The sequence below is a fragment of the Pontibacter amylolyticus genome, from assembly GCF_014638845.1.
Taxonomy (GTDB): Bacteria; Bacteroidota; Bacteroidia; order Cytophagales; family Hymenobacteraceae; genus Pontibacter; species Pontibacter amylolyticus.
This window is the reverse complement of sequence record NZ_BMFP01000010.1, coordinates 53,257-67,356: the sequence shown is the minus strand read 5'-3', so window position 1 is coordinate 67,356 and position 14,100 is coordinate 53,257. Positions and strand designations below refer to the sequence as shown.

Here is a 14,100-nt window from a genome sequence, read left to right as displayed (position 1 = left end):
GTCTTCTTCATTGGCAAAGGTCTCCGGAATCCGGAGACCTTTTCTTTTTACAAGGATTCACCGCAAAGGCAGTGTCAGGTTTATTTATTAAAAAGCTTTTGGCACTAGTGGTAATTGAATGTCCAAACTTTGTATATTTAAAAAAGTATTTAAACAATATTTCGCTTCATATGCCCCGGAAATCAGTTGCAATTACCCTCTTACTGATGGTCTTCACATTAAACGCATGGGCTCAAGCTGTAAATTCAAGGCAATACAAACTATCAGGTACAGTGAAAGGTATCTGGGGCGAAAGACTGGAAGGGGCTTTCTTAGTGGTTTCACCAGGCGGGAAAGGCGTGTTCACTGATAAGCAGGGACGGTTTTCCTTACTCCTAGAGAAGGGTAGTTACGAAATTGCCTGTCAATACATCGGGATGGCACCCTTCCGGGAGTCAGTTACCGTAGCCGCTGATAAAGAGGTTGAATTTACGCTGACACTAGCCAACTTTAAACTAAAAGAAGTAGAGATCACAAGCAGACCTGTTACGGATGTGAACAGTACCCACATGGGCAGTTCATTCATCGATCAGAAGATGCTGACACGCATGCCAAAGCTATTGGGAGAGGCGGATGTGTTACGGAGTGTTTCGGCATTGCCCGGGGTGGTGAATGCGGGCGAAGGAACATCGGGCTTTTTTGTGCGGGGGGGCAGTGCAGACCAAAACCTCGTACTGATGGATGACGCTCCCTTGTTCAACGCCAACCATCTGTTCGGTTTCTACTCTGTCTACAATCCTGATATTCTCAAAAGCTATGAACTGCACCGTAGTGGTATATCCGCCAGGTATGGAGGTAGAATTTCTTCCATTTTAGATGTCAGACTGCGGGATGGGAATGAGGAGAGAATGAAATATGAGATCGGCGTTTCTCCTATCTCGGGCAAGTTCAGCATGGATGGGCCGCTGTCTGACAAGCTAACGTTTCTGGTTGCTGTTAGAGGAGCGTTCCCAGGCTACATCATGAAGCTCTTCCCCAATAGGAATATCAAGAACAGTTCGGGTCATTTCTATGATGGAAACCTGAAGTTTAAGTATAAGCTGAACGCAAAGAACACCGTCAGTTTCTCGGGTTACCACAGTGCGGACGGTTTCAAATTCCCGAACGACACAACCTACCAATGGAAGAACACACTGGGGACACTCAAGTGGAGCCATATGTTCAACAATAACTTTACAGGTATAGCCACAGTAGTTAAAAGCAACTATGTAAATAAGGTCGAAGGTATTGCCGTCGGAGAAGAGTTTGCCCTTAACTCAGGTATAGACCTGACCCAGCTAAAGCTTGATTTTGGATATTTCGGGCTCGATAAGCATCAGCTTGACTTCGGAGCCGACGCATCTCTATATGACATTCAGCCGGGAGAATTGGTGCCTTACGGTAGCTCTAGCCTCAACCCACGCCAATTGGAAAGCGACAAAGGATATGAAACATCCGTTTACCTGAACGATGAAATGACACTTACGGACAGGCTGTCGATGTCAGTGGGACTGCGTTTCTCCCGGTTTGCCAAGATAGGCCCCTCAGTTACTTATGTTTATGCAGAGGGGCGGCCTAAAAGTGATGTGAATATTGTTGATACGCTTTCCTATGGTGCGGGAAATGTAGTGCAAACTTACGCAGGGCTTGAACCGCGTGCCTCCTTCAAGTACTCTTTAACTGACAATACTTCTTTAAAAGCAGGCTATAGCAGGACCAGACAGTATATTCAGCTTATTTCAAACACGGCCGCCATCACGCCGGTGGATGTCTGGAAACTGTCTAACAAACACATAGAGCCCCAGGTGGCAGATCAGGTATCGTTAGGATACTTCTACTCAGATCCGGAGAGTTGGTATGACTTCAGTTGGGAAGTGTATTATAAAAAACTTTATAACCAGATTGATTATAAAGACGGGGCAACGCTCCTGCTCAACCCCACACTCGAATCGGATTTGCTGTTTGGAGATGGGGAGGCCTATGGCTCTGAATGGATGCTGAAAAAGAACCAGGGACGGCTCACAGGCTGGGTCAGCCTGACGTACTCCAGGTCTTTTAGGACGATAGCCGGCAAAACCGAGGCAGAAACCATCAATGGTGGGAAAGCTTATCCATCCAATTACGACAAGCCGATCAACCTGAACGTTTTTGCTGATTATCATCTCTGGCCCAAATGGAAGGTGACGGCCAACTTTACCTACACCACCGGCAGGCCTGTGACCGCCGCGGACTCCTGGTATTGGTACCAGGGGCAAATCTTTGCCAACTACGTCGGCCGAAATCAGCAGCGAATGCCCGACTATCACCGCCTGGATGTGTCCCTGAATCGGGAAATTATCAAAAGAGGCAAGGCGGAATACAGTGGCAGCTTCTCCATTTATAACCTGTACGGCCGGAAGAACGCTTACTCCATGCTATACCAGCATCATTATGGAGAAGCGCCGGGGGCGTATAAACTGGCCGTTATCGGGGCACCTATACCTTCCATCAATTTTAATGTTAAATTCTAATGCGTATGCTACGAAGGTTGCTGCCATTTTTCCTGCTGCTTCTCATGAGCTGCATCGACCCGGTTGATACCGATCTGAACACCCAACGAAAACACCTGGTGATAGAGGGGTACTTCACTAACGAGGCTAGTCTGAACTACGTGCGACTGAGTTACTCCCAGCCACATTCATCCCCCTATAATGAGTTTGAAGAAAAGGCAGTCGTGACGGTGACAAGCAATGAAGGGCAATGGCACCTGTTTTCGTATGATAAGGCAGGGTATTATTACCCTACCGGAGGTGGCGAAGCAATAGGGGTTCCCGGGCAGACCTACACCCTCAACATTACGGTAGGTGACCAACTCTACCAATCAGAGCCAGTTGTCATGAAAGAGCCGATAGCGATCGACTCTGTTCAATTTGAAGTTGCTGAGCAGACATTCGCCTTTCCGGGAGAACGTGAACAACAGTTGCTTCCGGGGTATAACGTGCTTGTAGACTACTCCGATCCGGCAGAAGAAAAGAATTTCCTGCGTTGGTCTTTCACTACCCAATACGAGGTCAGGACACAGCCTCAGGATTACATTCACCCCTTCACCGGGCTGCCCGCACCAAAGGAATGTTGTGTGCAATGCTTTCTTGAAGAAAGGCTGGAGCAGCTCAAAGTGATAGACGATCGCTTGACCAATGGAAAACAGGTGCTCCGTCAGAATGTGCTCTTCCTGCCTTTTGAGAAATATTTGGGGGTGAAGAACAAACTGACCTTGTACCAACATTCGATTACCGAAGAGGCTTACAATTTTTTTCGCATTCTGGAGCAGCAAAAGCTAGCCACAGGCACCGTGTTTGACCCGCCTCCGGCCGAAGTAAAAGGAAACATCACCAGCGTAAACAATGAAAATGAGCAGGTGATCGGTTTTTTTGATGTATCCGGAGTAAGCACCAGGAAGGTAACCATTTTGCGGAATGACATAGACTACCCCATCGCCCCATTCCGCTTCCCTGACGATTGTCGGGTAATGAAAAATGCAAACTTGGGTATACCTGAAGACTGGTAGAGGACAGAACCCGATCTCAGAAAAGAGACTAACCCAGTGCCGGCCTTGCTAAAAGTTCTTTTAGAGAAATTACCTATAAATCAAAAACACCGCCGGCTGCTTGTGTATATCCGGTAGCTTGCCTTTCCACTCGGCGATGGTTTTGGTTTGGATGAACTCGTGCTCCGGTGAGGTGATGTTGGCCGCAATGCAGAGGCGGGTGCCGCCGCTAAGGGTTTGCACCAGGTCTTCGAGCAGTTTGTTGTTGCGGTAGGGCGTTTCCATGAAGATCTGCGTCTGGTCCCGCTGCAGCATCTCCTTCTCGAGGTTGCGCAGCGCCTGCAGCCGCGGCCCTTTCTCGATGGGCAGATAACCGTGGAAGGCGAATCGCTGGCCATTGAAGCCACTGGCCATGAGGCTGAGCAGGATCGCTGACGGCCCCGCAAAAGGCACCACCCGTATACCTTTCTGATGCGCGTACCTGGCCACTTCGGCCCCGGGGTCAGCTATACCTGGGCAGCCCGCCTCTGATATAATACCAGCGTCTATACCTTGCTCCAGCAGTGGCTTCAGAGAGGCATGCACCTGAGCGGGCGTTGCATCTTTATCAACCTGCACAAAATTCAGCTGTTCGATCACCAGTTCCGGGCAAATGCTTTTAACGAATCGACGGGCGGTGCGCAGGTTCTCCACAATAAAATAGGTCAGCCGCTGAACCGTGTCCTTCACCTGCGGCGATATCACCTGGTCGGCTGTGTCGTCAGCCAGTATGGTCGGAATCAGGTATAGCGTGCCGGTCTTCTTCATGTTAAGTTATTTGTTGGATGGTTGAATTGTTTAATTGTTTAGTGGTTTGGCCTGTTGTAATGGCTATACCTTAAAACAAAGCCGCAGCTTTTGGCTACGGCTTTGCTGTCAGGATCTACTCTAAGGATTTGCAGGATAGTTCTAGCCTTTGCAGCAGTGTGCAGTTCCTTCAAGTGCCTTGACTAGCGACAAAAGCATGGAAACACAATGCATCGTGTCCCTTCAGCGGACTGCGGCGAGCGATATAAAAATCTGGTATAGCAACCCAGTCAATCCGTGGGGATAGGGGCCCTCTTTAACTCTGAAAATCCTGATTCAGATTCAGTCAGTATCCAGGAACCTCGTTACCAGGTCGTATACCTTATCCGGGGCTTCGGCGTGTACCCAGTGGCCGGCTTCAGGTATGGTTTCCACTTCCACAAGCGTAAACAGGCGCTCAATGCTGCCATACACATCTTCGGGCATGATGTAGCGCGAGCGCCCGCCTTTGATGAAGAGCGTGTTTTTCTTGAAAGGCGTCTCGGAGGTGATAGGAGCTGCTACTTTCTCGTAATTCTTCTCGATCGCATCCAGGTTCATGCGCCAGCCAAAAGTGTTGTCATCTTTGCGGTACAGGTTCTTCATCAGGAACAGGCGCACTGACTCCTCCGGGATTGTTCTGGCCAGTTGCTTGTCCACATCGCCACGGCTGGTCACTGTGCTCAGGTCCACTGACTGCAGCGCATCAATGATCTCGTCGTGGTGCGGCGGGTAGGCCTTCGGGGCAATGTCGACCACAATCAGCTTGGTGAGGCGGGTCGGGTATTTCAGCGCGTAGTTCATTGCCACTTTGCCCCCCATGGAGTGTCCCATGATGGCTGGCGTCGGGATTTGAAGCTCGTCTACCAGGCGCAATACATCTTCGGCCATCGCGTCGTAGTTGTGCTCTTCGCTGTGCGGGGAGCGGCCGTGGTTGCGCAGGTCCACCAGAAACACATTGTAGTGCTCGGCCAGTCGCTTGGCCAGGGTTGCCCAGTTATCCAATGTGCCGAACAGTCCGTGCAAGATCAGCAGCGGTTGCCCATGGCCCATTTCCTTGTAGTGTAGTTTCATGTTATGTGGGGTAGGATGGTCCTGTATGATTATCAGCTTACCTTACGGTAGAAGATGTGTTATTGGTTAAAGTATAAGTTTTTTTGCGAAGTATTTGCTTCAAGTTGAGTATGGCTATCAACCCGAGCAAAACAAGTGTAGGCCAGAGTTTAGCGGCGCCCGCTCGGTAAGGTGCCAGATGATGGTCCATTTTCTCAGAGAAGCTCATTTGTGAATAGATGACATCTGAATAATCCAGAAGGATGATGTCACATTCAAAAAAGAGTTGCGGCCCAGCTGGTTTGGGTCTGTTTAATACCCAGATACTATTTTCGTAAACAACAAAGGAGGCAATGCTATCTACTTTAAGGGAATTCAATACGCTTACGTACGTGCCATAAGAGGCATCCTGGAAAATGTAGCGGATGCCGTTCACTCCGTCTCCTGTTGTATACATTTGGTTGATGAATGCCCGGGCACTGGCGATAGCGGCTTTATTCTGCTCGGCATCCCTTGTGAGCACAACTGGTTTATAATTACGCTCAGGAAAAGGAAACAGCTTTCCCCTGTCAGGGTGCCACACGTTCACTTCCAAAACGCGCTTATCAAGCTTGCGGTTCTGCTCCAGTGCGATAGGTATAAACAGCATGGCTACCAGGAGTAAACTGAGTAACCCTGGTACATAATAGAGCTTTTTATACCTCCTTCCGCGCATTTTTTACAACACCCGAATCAGCTTCTCTTCACTGTCACGCTCCTTCAGCACGCCTAGGGGTTCTAGCTGCAGACCGTACTCCTCAAACAGCTGCAGCACCTCTTCGCGTCCGCCTGGATCAACGGCAACTAAAAGCCCTCCGCTGGTTTGCGGGTCGCAGAGCAGGTGCTTCTGGTCTACGGTGAGCTCGGCTATTTTGTGTCCGTAGCTGTCGAAGTTGCGGTGGGTGCCGCCAGGTATGGCTTTTTGCGCCAAATAATCCAGCGCCTCCGGTATAACCGGTACTTTGTCAAAGTATACTTCCGCAGCCAGGTTGCTGCCTTCGCACATTTCGGAGAGGTGACCCAGCAGACCAAAGCCCGTCACGTCGGTCATGGCTTTTACCTGGGGTAGCTCGCCCAGTTCAGCGCCGATCTTGTTCAGCTGCATCATCTGCTGCGGTGCCAGGTGCGTATGTTCAGGCTTCAGGATGGCTTTTTTCTGAGCGGTAGTCAGGATGCCTACGCCCAGTGGTTTGGTCAGGTATAGCTCGCAGCCGGCGGTGGCGGTGTCGTTGCGTTTCAGGTTCGGGATGTCGAGCATGCCGGTCACGGCCAGTCCGAAGATCGGCTCCGGGCTGTCGATGCTGTGGCCACCTGCCAAAGGTATACCGGCCTCGTGGCAGATGCTGCGGCTACCCTCGATCACGCGCTTGGCTACCTCAGGGGCCAGTTTGTCGATCGGCCAGCCCAGCACGGCAATAGCAATGGTAGGCGTGCCACCCATCGCATACACATCCGAAATGGCATTGGCGGAGGCGATGCGACCAAAGTCGTAAGCATCATCCACGATCGGCATGAAAAAGTCAGTGGTGCTGATCACGGCGCGGCCATTGCCTATGTCATAGACCGCGGCATCGTCTCGGGAGCTGTTGCCCACCAGCAGCCTGTCGTTTTCGGGGTAGTGGATGTCGGTGTGCAGGATCTTGTCGAGCACTTTGGGGGATATCTTGCAGCCGCAGCCAGCGCCGTGGCTGTACTGGGTGAGTTTTATGTCCTGGGTGTTGGTTTCTTCCATTGTTAGTGAGTTATTGTTCATCACAGGTATAGCGGTTGTATGCCTGTAAGATATTGCTGCCAGGTTATTTCAACTGGCTTCTTTTGTGAGCTTTGCCTCGATTGCTTTTTGTCCGGACACTTATTTAATCAGCTGGTGCAGCCTGGCGAATTCAACCAGGTGCTGGGCGTTCTCTTCCGGATTCAAGGTTTCCAGGGGCAGACGCAGCACGTTTTGCTTTTTGGCCAGGTCGTAGGTATAGGCTTTGTCGTAGTAGGAGAGGGCGATATCCACCATCTTTTCCATGTCACCAGCCGAGATGGCTTCGATGGCCTCTTTTGTGGCCAATCCGCCCAGCCGTTTCTTTATTCTAAGTATAGCCGCCTCCAGCAAAGCCGGGTCGGTGCGGCAGTACTCCTCAGCCAGCTTCTGTATACGCAACGGCTTCGGAACCTCGAGCACAATAGCCGGGGCTTCCTGCATTTTATTAAACAGCGACTTGGGCATCTGCACCTTTCCGATGCCGATGCTTTCGTCTTCCAACCACAGCGGTTTCTGATCATCGAGCTCGAGCAAGGCCATACCCAGTAGGTTCTCGAAGTGCTCGGTGCTGGGTTGCGGCGCCATGCCGATGTTCCCGAATGAAGAACCCTTGTGACTAGCCAGTCCTTCGAGGTCGATGATCTGCTGACCGTGCTGTTGCAGGTAGGGGAGTAAATCGGTTTTGCCACTTCCGGTATTCCCGCTGATCACGAGCAACGGACGCTCGCGCTCAAACTGCTCGTGCATGTACTGCCGGTAAGCCTTGTAGCCGCCCTGCAACAGGTATACCTGAAAGCCCGAGAAGTCGAGCAGCCAAGCCATGGCTCCGCTGCGCATGCCACCCCTCCAGCAATGCACCAGTACTTCTTTCGTCTGAGCCAGCTTTTCTGCCTCCCGCACAAATCCTGACATCTTGGGGCCAAAAAGGTCGAGCCCGATCAGCACTGCCGGATCGTGCCCCTGCTGCTTGTAGGCCGTTCCGATCGTGGCCCGCTCTTCATCCGAGAAAATAGGAAAGCTCCGGGCTTGCGGTATACGACCGAGCGCGTACTCTTTGGGTGCGCGGGCATCCAGCACAGGCAATTGCTTCGCTTTCGCCAAAAATTCCTGTATCGTGATGGTATGGACCACTTTATTTGAGTTGACGCAGGTATAGCTGGATCGTGTTTTCCAGCCCAAGGTATAGCGCATCGCAGATCAGCGCGTGCCCGATGCTCACTTCCAGCAAACCAGGCAGCGTGTCTTTCAGGTATTTCAGGTTGTCGAGGTCCAGGTCGTGGCCGGCGTTGAGGCCGATACCGAGCTCCTTGGCCTTTTGCGCGGCCACCAGGTATGAGCGTATCGCTTCCTCAGGGTTTGTGGGGTAGCCTTTGGCATAGGCTTCGGTGTAGAGCTCCACCCGGTCTGTGCCGATAAATGAGGCTCCCTCGATCATGCGCACATCCGGGTCCACAAAAATAGAGGTGCGTATACCCAGTTCTTTCAGTTCGCCGATCACATCCGTCAGAAAATCTTTGTGATGCAGCGTGTCCCAGCCAGCGTTGGAGGTGATGGCATCCGGCGCATCCGGCACCAAAGTGGCCTGGGCGGGGCGCACGTCTTTCACGATCTTCAGAAAATCGGGCGTTGGGTTGCCTTCGATGTTAAACTCCGTGGTCACGACTTCCTTCAGATCGTACACGTCGCGGTAGCGGATGTGGCGCTCGTCGGGGCGTGGGTGCACCGTTATACCTTCGGCGCCGAACCGCTCGCAGTCCTTGGCGGCCTGCACTACGTTGGGTCTGTCGCCGCCCCGGGCGTTCCGCAGTGTGGCTATTTTGTTTATATTTACACTAAGTTTGGTCATGGTATGTGTGTTGTAGCCCGTAGGCTGGTGATACTAATGCATACGGAAAGACTAAATTAGTGGAAATTTGATTAAGATGATAACCTATGGCCCCGGCTGTAGTAGTGTATAAAGTAGAGGCAGGGAGTTCATCACTTGCCTTAAATAACCAATCAACCATAAGACTATGAGTTTAAAACAACGCATTGAAGCCGATATCAAGCAGGCGATGCTGGCCAAAGACAAAGCCCGACTGCAGGCGCTACGCAGCATAAAATCGCTCATACTGCTGGCCGAAACCGAAAAGGGCGGCACCGATGGGATCAGCGAGGATACGGAGTTAAAGCTGCTCACCAAAGCCGCCAAGCAGCGCCGTGAGTCGGCCGAGATATACGCCAAACAGCAGCGTGCCGACCTGGAACAAGTAGAATTGGCGGAGCTGGCCGTGATAGAAGAGTACCTGCCCGGGCAGCTCGACGAGGGTGACTTGCGCGTTCGTCTGCTGGAGATCATTCAGCGGGTGGGCGCATCGGGTCCCTCAGACCTAGGCAAGGTAATGGGCGTTGCCTCCCGCGAACTGGCCGGACAGGCCGACGGGCGTGCCATTTCCAAAGCCGTGGGCGATTTGCTGAACAACACGGATTTCTAAAATTCGGATTTTTTGCAGCCTGCCTACTGGTGTGAATGCTGCAATTGTCCTATATTTGAAGGCAGGGGCGACAGGTGTTCGCTTCTGCCTTTAATGTTTTTATCCTGTGAGTACCTTCGATATTTTTCTGGCCATCCCCATTCTGTTCGGTGCCTTCCTGGGTTTCCGCAAAGGCCTTCTGCTTGAGCTGATTTCGCTGTTTGCGCTGGTGCTGGGCATTCTGCTTGGCCTCAAACTGCTCGACTCCGGCCTGCCCATCATGAAAGAGTACATTGGCGATGCCGGCGGCCTGCTGCCTTTCGTTACCTTCCTGGTTATCTTCGTGGCGATTATCCTGGGAGTGCGGGTGTTGGGGATCCTGCTCAAAAAGGTGATCGATTTCACGCCGTTTGGCATGTTTGACAACATATTGGGCGCCCTGCTGGGAGCCCTGAAGTGGACGCTGGCCCTGAGCCTGCTGCTCTACGTATCAGAGATGGCAGGTATAGCCATCACCCCTGAAACGGCGGCGAGCTCTACGGTATATCCGTTTGTCGTTAAAACTACCCCGTATGCCCTCAGCGTAATGAGCTATGTGCTGCCGTTTGTGAAGTCGCTGCTGCTTTCGCTCAAGGAGCATTTTTAGATTTGAAAATTTAGAGATGTGAGGATTTGGAGATGCGGGATTTTGACCCTACTCTTTAAAGATGAATTTGAGCTGATATAGCGACGCATTCACGTTACCTGAAAAATAAATTTTCATCAGTCAGGTATAAGGCTATACCTGTTCGGCTCGGGTTAAAACTATACCTATACCTTGTTCTCATACCTTGGTGAGGGCTTGCCTCAGGTTTAAGAGCCTGCGTGGAATAAATCAGGGGATAGCTTCAAGCATCTGAAAATCCACTGATCTTCTCAGGATTTGACGATACAATTCATCTCCACATTTTCAAATTTCCAAATCCCCAAATTACAACAATGCTGCTCCTGCTCGACAACTTCGACTCCTTTACCTACAACCTGGTAGACTATTTCGGTCAGCTGGGGGTGGAGGTGCACGTGTTGCGCAACGATGTGAAGCTGGAGGAAATCAAGGCACTTCCGATTGAAGGCATTGTCTTGTCGCCCGGGCCGGGGGAGCCGCAAAGGGCAGGCGTGATGATGGACGTGATCCGGCACTACCACGACAAAGTGCCGATGCTCGGTATCTGCCTGGGACATCAGGCGCTGGGTGAGTTTTTCGGTGCCCGGCTCGACAAAGGTATAAAGCCCATGCACGGCAAGATCTCCGAGATCATCTGCGAGGCTGATCCGCTGTTTGCCGGGCTTCCCTCCAAAATGCCTGTCGTACGCTACCATTCGCTGGTTTTAAAACATTGGCCTGACAGTATCGTGCCACTTGCGTATACTGCCGAGGGAGAGCTCATGGCCTTCAGGCACAGCACACTGCCGCTGCATGCGCTGCAGTTCCATCCGGAGGCCGCCCTCACGACTTATGGGCTCGATATGCTGCGAAATTGGCTGAGTATTGCTAATATTGCAGGTCGGTAACAGCCGGATTTTTACAACGCATTACATTTAGGATTAACAGGAATGAATCTACAGGTCAAACACGAAGGCGAATTTCAGTACATAGACGAAGGCGAAGGAGAGGTATTGCTGTTGCTGCACGGCTTGTTCGGCGCCCTGAGCAACTGGAACGGCGTGGTAGATTATTTCTCTAAGAGTTACCGTGTGGTCATTCCGCTGATGCCTATTTATGAAATGGCCCTTCACAAGGCAGGCGTACCGGGGCTTGTTGCTTTTATCGAAGATTTTGTTAAATTTAAGAATCTGAGCAACCTGACGCTCCTCGGCAACTCGCTGGGCGGACATGTGGCGCTGGTCTATACCCTGAAGAACCCCGCTAAAGTGAAGCGCCTCGTCTTGACGGGTAGCTCGGGCTTGTTCGAGGACTCCATGGGTGGTTCGTTCCCGAAGCGTGGCAACTACGAGTACGTGAAAGAGCGCGTGGGCTATACCTTTTACAGCCCCGAAACGGCCACCAAGGAGCTTGTGGATGAAGTGTTCGACATTACCAACAGCAATGCCAAGTGCTTGCGCATCATCGCCATCGCCAAGTCGGCGCAGCGGCACAACCTGGGCAAGGACCTGGAGAACATTCAGGTGCCCACGCTGTTAATATGGGGACTGAACGACACAATCACGCCGCCGCTGGTGGCACACGAGTTCAACCGACTGATTGTTAATTCCGAACTTTATTTCATCGACAAGTGCGGACACGCCCCTATGATGGAACATCCGGAGAGATTTAACAGTATCTTAGATAAATTTTTGGCCAAAACAAAAGTAAGGGAAACAGCCACATGATCGCAGAAGAACTCATCAACCAAATGATACCGCCGCTCAAGCTTTACGACACCGTGGAGAAGGCTTTGCGATGGATGGATGAGTTCCGCGTAAACGAACTGCCCGTGTCCCGCAACCGCAAGTACATGGGCCTTGCCACTGAGGTTAACCTGATCGAGCTACCGGACCGGGGCCAGACGCTGGAGCAGGTCAAGCTGGAGTACCAGGATGTGTTTGTGATGCACCACCAGCACTTTTATGATGTGATGGAGGCCGCCATCAAGAACAAGATACAGGTAGTGCCCGTGCTCGACGAAGAGCAGGACTACATGGGCATCATCACCATCAACGACACGCTGGCCGCCTTCGGTCAGATGTCGGCGCTGCAAGGGCAGGGCAGCATACTGGTGCTTACCATGCCGGAGCGCGACTATTCCCTGGGGCAGATCAGCCGCCTGATAGAGGAGGACAATGTCAAAATCCTGAGTGCCTATGTGTCGCCTGACGAAGTAGACCCCTATAATATCAAGCTCACGCTTAAACTTAACACTTCCGACCTTACCCGCATCATCGCGACGCTGGAGCGGTTCGAATACCGGGTGACGGCGCAGTTCCAGGACGGGGCCAAGTACGACGTGGGCCGTGACCGCCTGGACATGCTATTCAAATACCTGGACATATAGCCCTGTCCGTGATCCTGCGCGCTTCCCTGCTGCTGTGCCTTAGTTTGCTTTGCCATACCCTGGTGGCTTTGCCCTGCCACACCGAGTCTGTCATAATCGACAGCATTAAGTTTGAGGGCAACGAGGTCAGCAAAAGCCGCATGCTTCTTTTTGAGCTCAACATCGCTCCCGGCGACACCCTGCTGACTGCCGAGTTGGAGGAAAAGCTGGAGGAAAACCGCAGAAGACTCTTTAACCTGCGTCTTTTTCACGAGGTGGGCTATACCTATACCTGCCGCGAGGGGCTGGTAACTGTGACCTATACCATGCAGGAGCGCTGGTACCTATACCCTATCCCTATCTTCGACCTGGCCGATCGCAATTTCAACGCCTGGCTCGAACGCCGCGACTGGGGCCGTGTCGACTATGGCATTAACCTGATCAGGCGCAATTTCAGAGGCCGCAATGAAGAAGTGCGTGTCAGGCTGCAGCAGGGGTTTAATAAACGACTCGAGTTTACTTACCGTGTCCCTTATATAAGCCGTACCCACAAACTAGGTATGGACTTCGGGATAGCGGACTACCGCAGCCGGGCCATCGACTACCGCACGCTCAATAACCGGCAACGGTTTTTTGTGCAGGAGAGCGGTGTACCCATTCAGCGCACATTGCTCACGAGCGGCCTCACACATCGGCAGAGTGTGCAGCGGCAAGAGGGCCTGCGGCTGACTTACGTGCAGGAACAGGTGGCTGATACGGTGTTGGCGTTGAATCCGGAATATTACAGTGAGGATAAACTGGACAGGCAGTACCTGCGTGTGGAGGTATATAAAGTAGTGAACCTGCGCAACTCCTTCGTGTACCCGCTCACGGGCAGTTACTTTGAAGCGATCGCCGCGCAGACTTTTTTTATGAATGGAAACGGGACGCCCATCACCACCCTGCGCGCAAAGTATGTCGATTATCGACACTTATCGGGCAAATATTATTATTTTGTGGGTGGCGAAGCACAGGCCCGGCTCTCCAGACGTTATGCCTATGCCGATAACGTGGCGCTGGGCTTTCGTTCGTTGGTGCGAGGCTACGAGTTGCAGGTAGTGGGTGGTCAGCACTTCGGGTTGTTTAAGCAGGGGCTTACCCGGGAGCTCTTCCAGCACGAGGGCGTGCACCTGAAGTTTATTAAAAGCCCCAAGTTCAACAAAGTACCGCTCGCGCTCTATGCCAACGTGTTCACAGATGCGGGCTACGTTGTGGATGAGGTGTTTGAGAAAGGCAACCCGCTGGCTAACAGGTTACTGGCAGGTATGGGGGCGGGACTGCATCTGGTCACGTTTTATGACTTTGTGTTCCGGGCCGAATATACCTTTAACCGGGAGAAGACGGGCGGATTTTATCTGAGTGGCCGTTTCCCCTTTTAATGAC

The 14,100-nt window shown here is 51.9% G+C and carries 14 protein-coding genes; 8 read left to right on the top strand and 6 right to left on the bottom strand.

Translation table 11 applies throughout. From position 1 onward, the window contains the following. Positions 1 to 272 precede the first annotated feature (272 nt). Positions 273 to 2,528, top strand: coding sequence for a TonB-dependent receptor (locus tag IEV97_RS19485; protein WP_229734049.1), 2,256 nt, complete (start codon positions 273 to 275; stop codon positions 2,526 to 2,528). A 5-nt stretch (positions 2,529 to 2,533) separates the two neighbouring features. Next, positions 2,534 to 3,565 (top strand): DUF4249 domain-containing protein, encoded by a 1,032-nt coding sequence (locus tag IEV97_RS19480; RefSeq protein WP_229734048.1) that lies wholly within the window; start codon positions 2,534 to 2,536, stop codon positions 3,563 to 3,565. A 69-nt stretch (positions 3,566 to 3,634) separates the two neighbouring features. Here IEV97_RS19480 and IEV97_RS19475 read toward each other — a convergent pair whose 3' ends face one another. From IEV97_RS19475 to IEV97_RS19450, 6 genes are all read right to left on the bottom strand, one after another. Beyond that, a complete protein-coding gene (locus tag IEV97_RS19475) occupies positions 3,635 to 4,351 on the bottom strand; it encodes an SAM-dependent methyltransferase (RefSeq protein WP_188503164.1) in 717 nt (238 codons plus the stop codon). Positions 4,352 to 4,672: 321 nt separating this feature from the next. After that, complete coding sequence (locus tag IEV97_RS19470) at positions 4,673 to 5,443, bottom strand: alpha/beta fold hydrolase (protein ID WP_188503163.1); 771 nt, start codon at positions 5,441 to 5,443, stop codon at positions 4,673 to 4,675. Between the two features lie 37 nt (positions 5,444 to 5,480). Then, the gene (locus IEV97_RS19465; protein WP_188503162.1) at positions 5,481 to 6,071 is read right to left on the bottom strand and encodes a hypothetical protein; all 591 of its coding nucleotides are present in this window, start codon (positions 6,069 to 6,071) and stop codon (positions 5,481 to 5,483) included. Between the two features lie 69 nt (positions 6,072 to 6,140). Further along, complete coding sequence (selD, locus tag IEV97_RS19460; protein WP_188503161.1) at positions 6,141 to 7,193, bottom strand: selenide, water dikinase SelD; 1,053 nt, start codon at positions 7,191 to 7,193, stop codon at positions 6,141 to 6,143. 120 nt (positions 7,194 to 7,313) lie between these two features. Then, complete coding sequence (gene mnmH, locus IEV97_RS19455) at positions 7,314 to 8,405, bottom strand: tRNA 2-selenouridine(34) synthase MnmH (RefSeq protein ID WP_229734047.1); 1,092 nt, start codon at positions 8,403 to 8,405, stop codon at positions 7,314 to 7,316. Next, on the bottom strand, positions 8,347 to 9,060 hold the full coding sequence (locus IEV97_RS19450) for a pyridoxine 5'-phosphate synthase (RefSeq protein WP_188503160.1): 714 nt from the start codon (positions 9,058 to 9,060) through the stop codon (positions 8,347 to 8,349). The genes mnmH and IEV97_RS19450 overlap by 59 nt, the downstream gene beginning before the upstream one ends. Before the next feature lie 166 nt (positions 9,061 to 9,226). Between IEV97_RS19450 and IEV97_RS19445 the strand changes: the two genes are divergently transcribed. The 6 genes from IEV97_RS19445 (at position 9,227) to IEV97_RS19420 (ending at position 14,096) form a co-directional block, all read left to right on the top strand. After that, positions 9,227 to 9,688, top strand: coding sequence for a GatB/YqeY domain-containing protein (locus IEV97_RS19445; protein WP_188503159.1), 462 nt, complete (start codon positions 9,227 to 9,229; stop codon positions 9,686 to 9,688). 106 nt (positions 9,689 to 9,794) lie between these two features. Further along, positions 9,795 to 10,313 (top strand): CvpA family protein, encoded by a 519-nt coding sequence (locus tag IEV97_RS19440; RefSeq protein WP_101447281.1) that lies wholly within the window; start codon positions 9,795 to 9,797, stop codon positions 10,311 to 10,313. A gap of 332 nt (positions 10,314 to 10,645) precedes the next feature. Next, positions 10,646 to 11,218, top strand: a complete 573-nt coding sequence (locus IEV97_RS19435) for an anthranilate synthase component II (RefSeq protein WP_188503158.1) — start codon at positions 10,646 to 10,648, stop codon at positions 11,216 to 11,218. 42 nt (positions 11,219 to 11,260) lie between these two features. Continuing rightward, the gene (locus IEV97_RS19430; RefSeq protein ID WP_188503157.1) at positions 11,261 to 12,037 is read left to right on the top strand and encodes an alpha/beta fold hydrolase; all 777 of its coding nucleotides are present in this window, start codon (positions 11,261 to 11,263) and stop codon (positions 12,035 to 12,037) included. Further along, positions 12,034 to 12,699 carry a CBS domain-containing protein gene (locus IEV97_RS19425; protein WP_188503156.1) on the top strand — a complete coding sequence of 222 codons (666 nt, stop codon included), beginning with the start codon at positions 12,034 to 12,036 and terminating at the stop codon, positions 12,697 to 12,699. Before IEV97_RS19430 ends, IEV97_RS19425 begins: the two co-directional genes overlap by 4 nt. A gap of 8 nt (positions 12,700 to 12,707) precedes the next feature. Continuing rightward, positions 12,708 to 14,096: a POTRA domain-containing protein gene (locus tag IEV97_RS19420; RefSeq protein WP_229734046.1), complete on the top strand. Its 1,389-nt coding sequence runs from the start codon at positions 12,708 to 12,710 to the stop codon at positions 14,094 to 14,096. Positions 14,097 to 14,100: the final 4 nt, after the last annotated feature.

Bases quoted from the DNA above. Each gene is read 5' to 3' on its own strand.
- selD (WP_188503161.1), bottom strand. From the start codon at position 7,193: ATGGAAGAAACCAACACCCAGGACATAAAACTCACCCAGTACAGCCAC.
- IEV97_RS19425 (WP_188503156.1), top strand. From the start codon at position 12,034: ATGATCGCAGAAGAACTCATCAACCAAATGATACCGCCGCTCAAGCTT.
- IEV97_RS19435 (WP_188503158.1), top strand. From the start codon at position 10,646: ATGCTGCTCCTGCTCGACAACTTCGACTCCTTTACCTACAACCTGGTA.
- IEV97_RS19480 (WP_229734048.1), top strand. From the start codon at position 2,534: ATGCTACGAAGGTTGCTGCCATTTTTCCTGCTGCTTCTCATGAGCTGC.
- IEV97_RS19430 (WP_188503157.1), top strand. From the start codon at position 11,261: ATGAATCTACAGGTCAAACACGAAGGCGAATTTCAGTACATAGACGAA.
- IEV97_RS19445 (WP_188503159.1), top strand. From the start codon at position 9,227: ATGAGTTTAAAACAACGCATTGAAGCCGATATCAAGCAGGCGATGCTG.
- IEV97_RS19475 (WP_188503164.1), bottom strand. From the start codon at position 4,351: ATGAAGAAGACCGGCACGCTATACCTGATTCCGACCATACTGGCTGAC.
- IEV97_RS19470 (WP_188503163.1), bottom strand. From the start codon at position 5,443: ATGAAACTACACTACAAGGAAATGGGCCATGGGCAACCGCTGCTGATC.
- IEV97_RS19450 (WP_188503160.1), bottom strand. From the start codon at position 9,060: ATGACCAAACTTAGTGTAAATATAAACAAAATAGCCACACTGCGGAAC.
- mnmH (WP_229734047.1), bottom strand. From the start codon at position 8,405: ATGCGCTATACCTTGGGCTGGAAAACACGATCCAGCTATACCTGCGTC.
- IEV97_RS19465 (WP_188503162.1), bottom strand. From the start codon at position 6,071: ATGCTGTTTATACCTATCGCACTGGAGCAGAACCGCAAGCTTGATAAG.